This window comes from Halalkalibacter oceani, from assembly GCF_023715705.1.
Classification (GTDB): domain Bacteria; phylum Bacillota; class Bacilli; order Bacillales; family Bacillaceae_D; genus Halalkalibacter; species Halalkalibacter oceani_A.
Genome location: NZ_JAMBOS010000015.1, coordinates 51,481 through 65,107, shown reverse-complemented (window position 1 = coordinate 65,107; position 13,627 = coordinate 51,481). Strand labels below are relative to the sequence as shown.

Annotated in this window: 14 protein-coding genes; 8 read left to right on the top strand and 6 right to left on the bottom strand. The window is 48.1% G+C overall.

The window, feature by feature from the left end; translation table 11 throughout:
- Nucleotides 1-10: 10 nt before the first annotated feature.
- Nucleotides 11-1,819 carry an oligoendopeptidase F gene (gene pepF, locus M3212_RS14105; protein WP_251194614.1) on the top strand — a complete coding sequence of 603 codons (1,809 nt, stop codon included), beginning with the start codon at nt 11-13 and terminating at the stop codon, nt 1,817-1,819.
- Between the two features lie 144 nt (nt 1,820-1,963).
- On the opposite strand, the gene M3212_RS14100 is transcribed toward pepF, so the two are convergent.
- From M3212_RS14100 to M3212_RS14080, 5 genes are all read right to left on the bottom strand, one after another.
- Nucleotides 1,964-2,143 (bottom strand): hypothetical protein, encoded by a 180-nt coding sequence (locus tag M3212_RS14100; RefSeq protein WP_251194613.1) that lies wholly within the window; start codon nt 2,141-2,143, stop codon nt 1,964-1,966.
- A gap of 137 nt (nt 2,144-2,280) precedes the next feature.
- Nucleotides 2,281-3,210 carry a ClpXP adapter SpxH family protein gene (locus M3212_RS14095; protein ID WP_285874406.1) on the bottom strand — a complete coding sequence of 310 codons (930 nt, stop codon included), beginning with the start codon at nt 3,208-3,210 and terminating at the stop codon, nt 2,281-2,283.
- Between the two features lie 15 nt (nt 3,211-3,225).
- Nucleotides 3,226-3,612, bottom strand: a complete 387-nt coding sequence (locus tag M3212_RS14090; RefSeq protein WP_251194612.1) for a globin — start codon at nt 3,610-3,612, stop codon at nt 3,226-3,228.
- A gap of 311 nt (nt 3,613-3,923) precedes the next feature.
- Entirely contained in the window at nt 3,924-4,601 is a 678-nt protein-coding gene (locus M3212_RS14085) for a lytic transglycosylase domain-containing protein (RefSeq protein WP_251194611.1), read from the bottom strand.
- A 25-nt stretch (nt 4,602-4,626) separates the two neighbouring features.
- Nucleotides 4,627-5,208 carry a CYTH domain-containing protein gene (locus M3212_RS14080; protein ID WP_251194610.1) on the bottom strand — a complete coding sequence of 194 codons (582 nt, stop codon included), beginning with the start codon at nt 5,206-5,208 and terminating at the stop codon, nt 4,627-4,629.
- A gap of 181 nt (nt 5,209-5,389) precedes the next feature.
- Here M3212_RS14080 and M3212_RS14075 point away from each other — a divergent pair, with 181 nt between their 5' ends.
- From M3212_RS14075 to M3212_RS14060, 4 genes are read left to right on the top strand one after another with little or no spacing between them, the layout of a single operon-like run.
- Entirely contained in the window at nt 5,390-5,776 is a 387-nt protein-coding gene (locus M3212_RS14075; RefSeq protein ID WP_251194609.1) for a hypothetical protein, read from the top strand.
- A 20-nt stretch (nt 5,777-5,796) separates the two neighbouring features.
- The gene (locus tag M3212_RS14070; RefSeq protein ID WP_251194608.1) at nt 5,797-6,429 is read left to right on the top strand and encodes a GTP pyrophosphokinase; all 633 of its coding nucleotides are present in this window, start codon (nt 5,797-5,799) and stop codon (nt 6,427-6,429) included.
- A 20-nt stretch (nt 6,430-6,449) separates the two neighbouring features.
- Nucleotides 6,450-7,244, top strand: a complete 795-nt coding sequence (locus M3212_RS14065; protein ID WP_251194607.1) for an NAD kinase — start codon at nt 6,450-6,452, stop codon at nt 7,242-7,244.
- Nucleotides 7,245-7,257: 13 nt separating this feature from the next.
- Entirely contained in the window at nt 7,258-8,133 is an 876-nt protein-coding gene (locus M3212_RS14060; RefSeq protein ID WP_251194638.1) for an RluA family pseudouridine synthase, read from the top strand.
- Here M3212_RS14060 and prpE read toward each other — a convergent pair.
- Nucleotides 8,130-8,864: a bis(5'-nucleosyl)-tetraphosphatase PrpE gene (gene prpE / locus M3212_RS14055; protein ID WP_251194606.1), complete on the bottom strand. Its 735-nt coding sequence runs from the start codon at nt 8,862-8,864 to the stop codon at nt 8,130-8,132. The genes M3212_RS14060 and prpE overlap by 4 nt on opposite strands.
- Before the next feature lie 175 nt (nt 8,865-9,039).
- Here prpE and M3212_RS14050 point away from each other — a divergent pair, with 175 nt between their 5' ends.
- The 3 genes from M3212_RS14050 (at nt 9,040) to M3212_RS14040 (ending at nt 13,222) form a co-directional block, all read left to right on the top strand.
- Nucleotides 9,040-11,106, top strand: a complete 2,067-nt coding sequence (locus tag M3212_RS14050) for a cation:proton antiporter (protein ID WP_251194605.1) — start codon at nt 9,040-9,042, stop codon at nt 11,104-11,106.
- A gap of 300 nt (nt 11,107-11,406) precedes the next feature.
- The gene (gene fabI / locus M3212_RS14045) at nt 11,407-12,186 is read left to right on the top strand and encodes an enoyl-ACP reductase FabI (protein ID WP_251194637.1); all 780 of its coding nucleotides are present in this window, start codon (nt 11,407-11,409) and stop codon (nt 12,184-12,186) included.
- A 265-nt stretch (nt 12,187-12,451) separates the two neighbouring features.
- On the top strand, nt 12,452-13,222 hold the full coding sequence (locus M3212_RS14040) for a DeoR/GlpR family DNA-binding transcription regulator (protein WP_251194604.1): 771 nt from the start codon (nt 12,452-12,454) through the stop codon (nt 13,220-13,222).
- Nucleotides 13,223-13,627: the final 405 nt, after the last annotated feature.

Below are 13,627 nucleotides of genomic sequence, written 5' to 3'. Positions count from 1 at the left end.
CGATCAATTTATGACAAAGCACGTCAAAAAAAGAGAAGAAGTGGCACTGGAGAATACGTGGGATTTAGAGGCGATTTTTTCGAGTGATGAAGAGTGGGAGCAAGCGTTTAAGGAGATTCAGGGCCAGCTTCCACAGTTAACGGCATTTAAGCAGACATTGGGAGACTCAGCCGAGACGATGTATGCCGCGCTTGAGAAGCAAAATGAAATTACAGAGAAGCTTGGGAAGCTGTACGCCTATGCCCATATGCGCTATGACCAGGATACGACAAATTCCTTCTACCAGGGGCTCAATGACCGCGCAGCCAGCCTTGCTACACAGGTCGCCCAGGCTGCCTCTTTTATCGTTCCGGAGCTGCTGGCGCTCGAGGAAACATTGATTAACCAATTTATTAGTGATCATGAGGGTCTTCAGCTTTATAAGCAAATGTTTGCCGAATTGAATGAAGAGCGTCCTCACGTTCTTTCTGAGAGCGAGGAAGCCATTTTGGCGCAGGCTGCCGAAGTGACCAATAATCCAAGCAATGTTTTTGGCATGCTGAACAATGCGGATATGAAATTCCCGACGATTAAAGATGAAGACGGGGAAGAAGTCGAGGTAACGCATGGCCGCTATGTACGCTTTTTGGAAAGCAGTGATCGCCGTGTGCGCGAGGATGCCTTCAAAGCCGTATATGGAACCTATGACAAATATAAAAACACGTTCGCGGCTACATTAAGCGGACAGGTAAAGCGCGATTTATTTTATGCCAATGTCAGAAAGTACGATTCAGCGCGCCAGGCGGCGTTAAGCAAAAACCATATTCCGGAGATCGTCTATGACCAGCTGATTGAGGCTGTCCACAATCGTCTTGATCTGCTTCACCGCTATGTCCGTCTTCGTAAGCGGGTATTAGGGGTTGAAGAGCTTCATATGTACGATCTTTACACCCCGCTTGTCAAAGATGTGAAAATGGAGTTTTCATACGAGGAAGCAAAGGAGCTTGTCATTAAAGGGGTTGAGCCGTTAGGGGAAGAGTATGTCTCAATTGTCAAAGAAGGGTTTGAAAACCGCTGGGTCGATGTCGAAGAGAATATCGGGAAACGAAGCGGCGCTTATTCCTCCGGCTCTTACGGGACGATGCCTTATATTTTGATGAATTGGCAGGATAATGTGAATAACCTGTTTACCCTGGCGCATGAATTTGGTCATAGCTTACATAGCTATTACACGCGCAAGCATCAGCCTTATTTATACGGTGATTATACGATTTTCGTCGCTGAGGTGGCCTCGACGCTGAACGAGGCGCTGTTGAACGATTATCTGGTCAAAAAGACAACAAATCCGCAGGAAAAGCTGTATTTGCTTAATCATTATTTAGAAGGCTTCAGAGGCACGGTCTTTCGCCAGACGATGTTCGCTGAATTTGAGCACTTGATCCATCAGAAGGCGGCGAACGGGGAAGCGTTGACGCCGGATTTACTAACGCAAACGTACTATGACCTCAATGTGAAGTATTTTGGCGAGGATATCGTCATTGATGAAGAAATCGGTCTTGAGTGGGCGCGCATTCCTCATTTTTACTACAACTTCTATGTCTTTCAGTATGCGACCGGCTACAGCGCCGCCGCTGCTTTATCAAAGAAGGTGCTGGAAGAAGGGCAGCCGGCGGTTGAGCGCTATCTCGACTTCTTAAAGGCGGGCAGCTCAGCCTATCCAATTGATATCCTGAAGCATGCCGGTGTCGATATGACAAAGAAGGAGCCAATTGAACAAGCGTTATCCGTCTTTGAGGCGACGCTGGCAGAGATGGAGCGGCTGCTGGAAGCGACGGAATAACAAGTGTCCAAGACAGAATAAACATCTCCGAAGGAATGAAGAGTAGCGTCCGCTTCGTCCTAGAACCCGTATTCAGACAACCTTGCACGAGATGGTATCGGCTCCGGCCTCCGCCCATAAGAAAAGACGCCTGTGGCGCTTCGCTTATGGGCGGAAGCCTTTAAAGCGTTTGTAGGCCGCCAGCGGGGATAATGTCCAGACAATGGAAAGAAACAAAAGAGGGCCGGCAAGGATGAGAGGGACTAAGTTCATCAGCGCCAGAAGAAAGAAATAAAAGCTGACCGCCATAAGAAAAAGCCCGGAAATAAGTTTGAAATATTTCATCCGCAATTCTCCTCTCCCTGACTAACAATAGGCTTACCACACCATATGTCCGAGTCCCCGACAATAGAAGTGCCGGTAAACGGCAAAAAGCCCTTGAGGACAAAATGCCGGCAAGGACTTTACATACACTTGTTCAACTATTTCGCTTCATTCATCACGCGCCAGAACAGCCCGTGCTTGACCGGAACTGCTTCTGCTTTCTGCTGCAACACAAGCGCCTTTAATCGGCGTTCTGCCTCTTCCTCCGACAAGTCAAATACGGTGGCGACCTCTGCTGTGGCGACAAAGCGGTAACGTTCGAGAAACTGTTCAATCGTAATTGGAGGAGCGGCCGCCGGCGTAAAGCCAAGCATCTCTTCAAGGATTTGGACATAAACGTGATACTCGTAATGTCCGGTTACCTTAATCCCCTCATCCTCGGCATTATTGTTAAAGAAAACGAAGGTCGGGACAACCTCGACGCCCATTTCATTCGTCGTTTTTATGTCGCATTGCAAGGCTTTTGTCGCCGCTGAGGAGCAGAGGTCTTTTTCAAATTCCTCATAGTCGAGTCCGGTTTCGGTCGCGCATTTTAACAGTACCTCTTTTTCTGTAATGTTTTGTTTCTCCAGAAAGAGGTATTCACGCAGCTTGCGCAGGAAACGCGCCCCAGCATGAGGACCTTGCAATTCCGCTGCTTTTACGGCGATTGAGGTTAAATATGGAGAACCCCATTCCACCTCCAGCCAGACGTCGCCATCGCATGACATCCCGGAGCGTGAGGCCGTTTTTTCCCAAAATGAAGCAATCTCCTGTTTTTTCGCGGCAAGACCGGTCGTTGTTTCCTTGCAAGCATTCCAGGCGAGCAACCGGCCCGCCACGAGCGTCCGAATCCGAAAATAGGCTCCATACTCCACTTGCAGCTTCTTTAGAGTAGGTTCAAATCCCCAACATTCCGCGCATAAAGGGTCAATAAACGTATAAAGTTCAATTGGCTTAGGCCGCTTCCATTCATGTTTTTGCGTAGGATCGAGACCACAAACGCCAAGCTGCTGATCACAAGCTGAAGATGTATCCTTTTGGTTCAATGGTCATTCTCCTTTCTAAGATGAGGGATGGTTCACCATGTGGTGGGCCGTCAGCGTAAGTCGCTCAAGCATATAGTCATAAATCGGCCCGGTAATTCCCACATCAGTCATAGCTTTTTTCATGCAGGCCAGCCACGCTTCAGCCTGTACAGGTGTAATGACAAACGGCATATGTCTTGCCCGAAGCATCGGATGACCATGCTCTTCCGTATATAAGGCCGGCCCGCCGAGGAACTGAGTGAGAAACTGCTTCTGCTTACGCGCCGTCTCCGTTAAGTCTTCAGGAAAGAGATGTGCCAGGTCAGAATGTTTGCCAACATAGTGATAAAAACGGTCAACCAAAGCCGAAAGCTGTTCGCCTCCGCCTAAAGCCTCATAAGGTGTGGGATGGTGATCAGACATCATATAAGTGCTCCTTACTCTGTAAGAAAATTCGGTAACTAGAATAGAAACTATGTACATATTGTAGCAACCTCAGCGGCGTACGGCAAATTTCATGATTCCAGGCTATTAGGATAAAGCAGGAAGTCTATTAAAGAAATGGCTGCCACCCGGCGGCTTTAGGCAAGACACGGGCCTACACTCCGGAGAAGGGCTACGAGGGAGTGACGGAGCAAAAAAACTCAAAGGAACTAGCCCTTTTGACATAGCAAAACAAAGGAGGCGGAGCAAAAGGATTGTTTTCCTTTTGCTCCGCCTCCGGGAAGCCTGTCTTAAACGCTCATATACGTGTTATAAACTTTAGGGACATAAGCCTGAGTCTCTTTAAATGGCGGGATGCCGCCATAGCGGTCGACATTGCCCGGGCCGGCATTATAAGCAGCGAGGGCAAGCTTGATGTCACCGTTGTAGCGGTCAATCATCTGTCGCAAATAGTTTGCTCCCCCGTCAATGTTCTGCTGCGGATCGTAAATGTTTTGGACTTGCAGCGACCGAGCGGTTCCAGGCATTAATTGCATTAACCCGCCTGCTCCGGCAGCACTCTTGGCCGTTGGATTATAATTGGACTCGTGTTGAATAACAGCATGGATCAGCTTCGGATCAAGATCGTATTTTTTGGCGGCCGCCTCAATCAAAGGTTGAAAACGGATCGAACGGTCGGGCAATGTTCCGGTCCAGTTCAGGTCAGCAGCCTGTGTGACAGGCTGAAAGCTTGTCCGCTCCGACGCTGAGCCTTGCAACTGCAGGAAGCGCTGCTGGAGTGCGGGATCGAGAAACAGATCGGCTTTCCTGTTCACTTCCTCCTGTTCCTGAAAGGAGATTGAGTTGAGCTGCTCCTGCAGGAAAGCAGAGAAAAGTGAGGGGAGTTGGTTTGTCTCCCGGCTCGCAGAAGACGTACCTAACGGCAATGACTGAATGGCATTAAGCTGTTGAAGAAATGACAAATTCATTATGTACACCTCTTTTCTAATCGATTTACGGACGCTGCTCGGATTCAGCCAATTCATGCTTGCGGCGGAAAAAGCGCCTCACTTTATTTTCAGTTGGTCTGGCGGAAATCTCATATTGCTGTAAAAGCTGGGAAAGGGTTTCTTCCGCATGAGTCAGACTCGTTCCTTCAAATTCAATTTCGTAATCGACCTGATCGAAAAAATGACTTTCATCAAAGCAGAGCAGGCCATCTTTGTAGGCAATCTCAATCCGCTTTGTCGTCAAGGTTCCGGCGTAAGCAAGCTCCGCCATTGGAATATTCAGGGAAGCAAGCTGCCGATAAACATCGCCGTCCGGCAACTGCTGCTCTTCTTTAAGCCGCTTCCATTCAGCGTCGTCTATAGGCTGATGTGTTTCGAGCTTTCCTTCCTGGTGAGGCTGCTTCAAGGTCAATGTGTACGCTCCCTCGATTTCACGGACTCGCAAGGCCGCGCCTTTTTCCTTCAAGGCGAATGACGGGGTTTCAAAATAGTGATTATGCTGGGTAAGCGCCTGATCCGGCGTCAGCTGAAAGCCGTTTACTAATGCGGTAAAGGCTTGTTTATCTAAAATGGATTTGACCTCCATTTCTATCTCCTGGCTCATTCCATCACAACCTGTTCAACATTCTGATTCTTCATATATTGTTTATTATCGCATACCTGTACCTATCCGACAATGCCCTTTGCTGCGTATTGCTGAATGAAATATGTTAAACTAAAATAGGAATCTCATGGAAAAGAAGAAGCTAGATAAGTGGAGGTACAGGATGAAAAAGTTAGTCGTTACAAACATTGATAAGCAGCAGCAGGAGTATGTTGCCTCAATTGCTGAACATATTGAAAAGGAACGCGCGCAAGCATTAAAGGCCGGGGAACGAATGCTTGTAGATTCGGATCAGCTGGCGTTTATTTACATATTGGAAGATGAAGAGCAATTTTATTATCTGAGCTTTCCTCAGCCTACATGGTCAAATTTGCATGAAATCTATACACAGGGAGCCGGGCTGAGCGTCAACCTCGAGAACGGAGTGACCGTAAAGCTGTCCGGGCTGGCGGAGGAGCTTGCCTTTTTAACGGAAAATATTAAAGGGAACAGCAATTACGGTGAAGAGCTTGAGAATGCTGTCGAAGAGGTATTCGGTCAAGATTCATAGAAAAATCGGACGGTGATTGAATGAGCAATTGGGATGTTTTTTTAACGCCTTATAAGCAAGCAGTTGAGGAGTTGAAAGTAAAGTTAAAAGGAATCCGCGAGCAGTATCAAAAATCATCGAAGCATACGCCGATAGAGTTTGTCACCGGGAGAGTGAAGCCTGTTTCCAGTATTTTGGATAAAGCCAAGCGAAAGAACATTCCGCTTGACCGTCTTGAGGAAGACATGCAGGATTTGGCCGGGGTCCGGATTGTCACTCAATTTGTTGAGGATATTGAGACAGTTGTGGACTTAATTCGGCAGCGTAAGGATTTTGACATCTTGGAAGAACGTGATTATGTCGCCGATAAAAAGCCGAGTGGCTATCGCTCGTATCATCTCGTTCTCGGTTACCCTGTTCAGACGATTGAAGGAGAGAAGAAGATCCTCGTCGAGTTGCAGGTCAGGACGCTGGCGATGAATTTCTGGGCAACGATCGAGCATTCCTTAAATTATAAGTATAGCGGTGAAATTCCGGAAGATATTAAAATGAGGCTGCAGCGGGCGGCTGAAGCTGCATTTCAGCTTGACGAGGAAATGTCGATTATTCGCGATGAAGTGCGCGAGGCCCAGCAGATCATAACAACGAAGCAGGAACAAGAGCGCAAGCTTTAAGGCGAAGGAGGAGCCATCTGATGAAATTTACAGTGACGTCCAGAGGAGACGAGGTCTCCAATACATTGCAACAGCGAATTAAACGTTATTTATTAGACTTTGGGTTAACGTATGATGAACAGGCTCCTGAAATGGTAATTACGGTAGGGGGGGACGGCACGCTTTTGCAGGCTTTTCATGATTACAGCGACCGTCTTGAGAATACGGCTTTCGTCGGGATACATACAGGGCATCTCGGCTTTTATGCGGATTGGGTGCCGGATGAAGTCGAAAAGCTCGTCATTCATATTGCCAAAACTCCTTATCAGATCGTGGAATATCCTTTGCTGGAAGTAATTGTCCGCCACGAGGGCGACCTTAAAGCCGAGCGTCATCTGGCGCTCAATGAATGCACGATCAAGAGCATTGAAGGCTCTCTGGTCAGTACCGTCGAAATTAAGGGAGATACATTTGAAGTGTTTCGCGGCGACGGGTTATGCATTTCGACTCCTTCCGGAAGCACCGCTTATAATAAAGCGCTTGGCGGGGCGATCCTTCATCCGTCCCTTGCCTCGATTCAAATCGCCGAGATGGCATCGATCAATAACCGCGTCTACCGGACGATCGGCTCGCCACTCGTTCTGCCGCAGCATCATACCTGTCTGCTGAAGCCGTTAAACGATGTTGATATTCAAGTGACGATTGATCATTATTCTTTTAACTATCAGCGAATCAAATCATTACAATGCCGCGTTGCCGAGGAGAAGGTCCGATTTGCGAGATTCCGTCCGTTTCCTTTCTGGAAGCGGGTGAAGGAGTCGTTCATCCGTGAATAAGTATACGGCAAAGATGGAATGGGTTGTCGGAAGCGACTGTGATCAGCAGTTGCTTCGGCTTTTTTTACGAGAGGGCTGTCAGCTGTCGAAGCGAACGCTGGCTGATATTAAGTTTAACGGCGGCCGGATTTTGCTCAATGGTCACGAGGCGACCGTGCGGGCCACCGTCTTTGAAGGCGATCGCGTCACCGTAGAGCTGCCGCCGGAGGACGTTAGCCCGTCGATGCAGCCGGAGAAGCTCGAGCTGAAAATCGTGTATGAAGACAGTCATCTGCTCGTGCTGGATAAGCCGGCCGGGATGGCGACAATCCCGTCGCGCGAGCATCCGAGGCATTCACTTGCCAATGCCGTTCTCGGTTATTATCAGGAAAAAGGAATCCCGGCGACGTTCCATGCTGTTAACCGGCTTGATAAAGATACATCCGGCTTGCTTGTTGTCGCCAAGCACCGCTTCGCCCATGACCGGCTCTCAAAATTGCAGCAGCAGGGGCGGCTAAAGCGACGTTATCTGGCGATTGTCGCCGGTAAACTGAGCAGGGAGCGAGGGACGATTGATCTTCCTATCGCCAGACAGAGTGACAGCATTATCACCCGGCAAGTTGACGCTCGCGGCCAGCGGGCGATCACCCATTATGAAACAGAGGCTTATTTGGAAGGTGCGACTCTCGTAAAGATTACGTTAGAGACGGGAAGAACGCATCAAATCCGCGTTCACTTTTCCCATCTGGGGCATCCATTGCTCGGCGATGACCTGTATGGAGGACCGGTCGAGCAAATGAAGCGGCAGGCATTGCATTGTTGCCGGCTGGAAGTACAGCATCCATTCACGGATGACCGGCTCGTCTTTGAGCAGCCGCTCCCTGACGATATGACGGCGCTGCTCGGCTAGTCAAAGCTGCGAAATTTCTCTTCAACAAAAGGCAGCGTCGAAGGCACCTGGCAAACGGTCATTTCCGGGTAACGGAGGGCGGAGAGATGGCCGCCAAAGACACAGCCCGTATCGATGTTGACTGTCCGGCCGATAAATCGGGGCTCTCTTACCGGGGTATGGCCATAAATAATCCATGGCCCGTCCTGGTGGTGAAGCGCCCAATCGCGTCTTACCGGGGTGCCGTCAGGATTTGTCTCTCCTGTAACATCGCCGTAAAGGACAAACGATTTAACGCGATTGCTCGTCCTGCCAATATCCTCAGCGCGGATGCCGGCATGGGCGATGACGATCTTTCCATCATCGAGGACATGATAGAGCGGGGCGCGTTCAACCAGTGTCATAAATTGCGCGCGTACTTGCCTGTATTGCTGCTTGGTGAGTCCCTTCAGCTCGGCGACGGTCGTTTCAAGCCCGTGTTTGATTTGAACATTGCGCCCTAAAAAATAACGATACAGTTTGTCACAGTGATTGCCGGGAACATAAAAGGCCCGGCCTGCGGCCACGAGCTGGCTGACTTTTGTTAGTACGTTAACGGAGTCGGGGCCCCGGTCCGTTAAATCCCCGACAAAGGCGAGCTGACGCCCATCCGGGTGATGGAAGCCGTTTTTTTCATCATAGCCTAACTTCTCCAGTAATGAACATAATTCTTCATAACACCCGTGAATATCTCCAATGACATCCAGTTTCATGGCAGTACCTCCTTCATCATTTTCATCATAGCGATTCGATCGATTTGAGACAACTAAGGCGTGCAGGAAAAAAAGCCCGGAATGAAAAGGCTTCCAATGAAGCTGACGGTTGACAGTTGATTGAACTATTTCTTAAGATAGAAAAAACTATCAGAAATAATGGGTAAGGGTGTGAATGTGCTTGCTTTCTCAACCGGTTACGGATCCTGTATTAATTTTTGCCATTTCGATGGTGATTTTCTTATTAGCCCCTCTTGTGATGGAAAAACTGAGGATTCCCGGCATTATTGGTTTGATTTTATCCGGAGTTGTCATCGGGCCAAATGGATTCGGTTTGCTTGATCGTGATCCGACCATTATTTTGCTGGGCACTGTTGGTCTTTTGTATATCATTTTTATCGCCGGTTTGGAAATTGATTTGGACGGTTTTAAAAAGTATCGTTCACGGAGCTTAGTATTCGGTACTTTATCATTCACCATTCCTTTTCTTCTTGGTCTGATTGCGACTTATCTATATGGTTATACGCTTGGTGCCGCGATATTGTTAGGTTCTTTGCTTGGTTCACATACGTTGCTTGCTTATCCGATCGCCAGTCGGCTTGGGATTTCGAAAAACAAGGCCGTTACTACAGCAGTCGGTGGGACGATCATGACAGATACGTTAGCCTTACTTGTGCTGGCTGTCGTTGCCGGCGCTACACAAGGGGAGCTGACGGCAAATTTTTGGTTTGTGCTGATCGTCTCACTCGGCTTATATGTAGCGGCTATTTTTATTGTCATTCCGCTTGTTGCGACCTTCTTTTTCCGGACGTTTGCCAGCGAAGGCTCCCTGGAATATGTGTTCGTCATGACGATGTTGTTTGTGGCGGCTTTTTTTGCGACTGTGATCGGGCTTGAACCGATAATCGGGGCGTTTCTCGCCGGCCTGGCGCTCAATCGCTTCATTTTGGAGCAAGGGGCGCTAATGAATCGGATCAAATTTATCGGCAATTCGATTTTTATTCCGTTCTTTTTGCTCTCGGTCGGAATGCTGATGGATCTGCGCATCCTGTTTAACGACCCGTCGGCCTGGATCATGGCGGCGATTGTTGTTGTCCTTGTCATTACCGGTAAGTTTTTGGCAGCCTGGGTTTCAGGAAAGATCTTTCATTATTCAACGGAGGAAATTAAGCTGATTTTCGGTCTGTCGATTCCACAGGCTGCCGCGACGCTGGCGGCGACGCTCGTCGGGTTTGATCTTGGCTTGTTTGATCAGGCGACGGTCAACGGTGTGATTGTCATGATTTTAATTACGTGTATAATCGGACCTTATACGGTTGAAAAATTTTCGCGCATTATCGCCGTCAAGGAAGAACAGCGGCCATATGAACCGAATACCGCGCCTGAACGCGTCATCGTCCCGGTGGCCAATCCGCAGACGATGGCTTCGCTGCTCGATTTGGCTTTTATCGTCAGAGGGCAATCCCCGCAGCCGCTTTACGTGCTTGCTGTGGCCCAGGCCGGCAGCGGGGAAGCGCAGGCTCGCCTCGCCCAGGCTGAGAAGCTGCTTGAAAACGCGGTTGCTTATGCGTCAGGCGCAGAGGTTCCGGTTCAAATGCTGACACGTGCCGATACAAATGTTACGCGAGGGATGATGCGGGCACTGGAGGAATCACGGATAACGACAGCGGTGATCGGTTGGAACGGCAAGCTGTCGACCCCGCAAAAAATATTTGGCGGCATCCTCGATAACTTGCTGGAGAGCTCGACGCAAATGATTATGGTGGCAAAACTCGGTCACTCGTTAAATACGACGAGGAGGATCGTCATTCTGATTCCGGCAGGCTTCGACCATAAACCGGGCTATTACGAAGCGGTGCGCCATGCGAAGCAACTGGCAAACCAGGTCGGGGCGACGATTGCCTGCTTTGTCATTAAAGATTCAGCTGCAGGCTACGAAGAGAGCTTCAAGGAAATCAGGCCAAACGTCCAGGTGTCCTGGCAGCAGTTAAGCTCGTGGAATGAGTGGCACGAGACGTATATGCCGCTGCTTCGCCGCGATGATATCGTGGTGGTCTTCAGCGCCCGCAGAGGGACGGTTGCTTGGCATCCACAGCTGGAAAGCTTGCCGAGAATGCTCGCCCATTCCGGACCCGAAAGCTTTATTATGTTCTATCCGCCGGAACCGGAGCCGGTTGATTTGCGGGGAACGAGAGGAACCGCTGTACCGCGGACGGTATTAGGGAAAAAGTCATATGAATAGAGGCAGTGAAAACCGTCCTTTTTCGTAACTCGAAGAAGAGTAACGGCTCCGCGAGTTGCGCGTCTTGCTTCGACAAACCCACTCGTAGCAAGACTTCAAAATCAGGCAACGGCTACGCTCATTACGAAAAAGCTGCAGAAAAAATGAATTTCGCACTTTTTCTGCAGCCTCTATGAATAACGGCTGTTTTAGCCGAAGGAATCAATCAGTTTGTGTCGAACCTATCTATAAGACAAAAAGGTATGATATAATTCTTAGTACTTGGTATTAATAACAACTCGCAATGGGGGAAAACAAATGATTCAACTGTCTTTAGCTGAACGTACATATGTAGTAATGGGCGTCGCAAACAAGCGCAGTATTGCCTGGGGAATTGCACAATCATTGGCGAATGCCGGCGCACGCTTAATCTTTACATTTGCCGGGGAACGACTCGAAAAGAATGTCCGGAGCCTTGTTGAGACATTGGAACGGGAAGATCACTTGATTTTGCCGTGTGATGTGACAAACGATGAAGAAATCGAGAAGACGTTTGCGCAAATTAAAGAGGAAGTGGGCGTTATTCACGGGTTGGCTCATTGTATCGCTTTTGCCAATAAGGAAGAGCTGGAGGGCGAGTATTTGAATACGACGCGGGAAGGATTTCTGCTTGCTCATAACATCAGCGCGTATTCGTTAACGGCAGTCGTCAAGGCTGCGCGCCCGCTTATGACGGAAGGGGGGAGCGTCGTTACTCTAACGTACCTCGGAGGAGAACGCGTTGTCCGCAACTACAATGTCATGGGAGTCGCCAAAGCGTCGCTTGATGCAAGCGTGAAGTATTTGGCCAATGATCTTGGCAAGGATAATATCCGCGTCAATATGATCTCTGCCGGTCCAATCCGCACGCTGGCGGCGAAAGGAATCGGCGGATTCAATGACGTGCTGAAGGAAATTGAAGAGCGTGCACCGCTCCGCCGGACGACGACGCAGGAAGAAGTCGGCGACACAGCGCTGTTCTTAATGAGTGACCTGTCACGAGGAATGACCGGGGAAATGCTCCATGTCGATAGCGGCTACAATATTTTATCGTTATCCTAATAAATGAAAAGACCGTTCCATTTTGGACGGTCTTTTCTTTATTAGGGGGAGGGGTGCTACAAGCTTTTATGCTGGTCTCATACATCATGCGCCAAACATGCTCATTATTTTGCCTGAAATAATGCCTTGTTGATGAGAAAAGCATGAAAAGTGAGTTTAAGGCGCAAATTAGGAGAAATTGCAGAAAACGTCCTTGAGAAGCAGAACGTTCACCGCTATACTGAGAGTGTCATAGTGATATTCGAAGGTTAGGAGCGGTTTAAAGATGTTGCAGGAAGAGCGCTATAAAAAAATACAGAACCTTTTAAAGCAAAATGGCTCCGTCAAAGTAACTGAGCTGGTTCATGTGCTCAATGTGTCGATCGATACAGTTCGGCGTGATCTGGAGAATTTGGAAACGAAAAAACTGCTGAAACGTGTCCATGGTGGTGCTATTTTACCCGAGGACTGGGGCGACGAGCATGTATTCTCCAACCGGGAAAGCAAAAATAAGGACGAAAAAAGGGAGATTGCCGAGCTGGCCTGTGAATATGTTTCGGAGGGGCAAGCAATTGCGCTGAATGCCGGTACGACGACGATGGAAATCGCGAAGAAGCTGTCGGAGAGCTTCGAACGGCTGACGATCATCTCCAATGGACTGCGCATCATTGAGCTTTTTTCTCAGAAGCCCGGGTTTACAGTTATCGTTCCGGGAGGGATCGTTGATCAAGCGGAATATGCCCTGTATGGAAAGAAGTGCGAGGAGGACATTAGAAATTATAATATCGATCAGGCGTTTATTTCCGTCAATGCTATTTCGCTAAACAAAGGTCTGACTGATTTCCGCATCCACGAGATTGATATTATGAAAGCTATGATGGAAAACGCACAACGAACGATCATAGCGGCCGACTCCAGCAAATTCGAAAAAGTGTTATATCTCAATGTGCGAGCGTTGGAAAGCAAGGATACGATTATCACGGATTCCTCATTAAATGAAGAGATAGCAAATAAATATAAAAATACCGGGATAAAGATTGTTCATAGGCAAATTTGACTTTTGAATCCGTAAGAAAAAGACTGTTAATGAAAAGCATTTGACACTTAGTAGAGCGGTGTCGAATGCTTTTTTTGTTGTGAAACGAAATCATCTACAGCTAGTTGCTTTAATTTTTGAATATGAATTTTTTTTAAGGAGTCGTTAAATTTATATTTCATTCTCAAGGTGATTTGTAATTTTAGGTGCGGAAAAATTGGAATATTTACAAAATTACGGGTAAATACGCTTTTATTCCTTTTTCAATATGAAATGATGTTAAGAAATTGCAAAAAAACGTAAAAAACATTGCAATAAAATGCAGCATTTTATATATTCGGGTTGAACAAGGGACTCATCTCTTCTTACTGTTCCATGGGTAACGAAGTCAGGAGGTCCAAAACATTCTCTTATTCATCGCGGCGA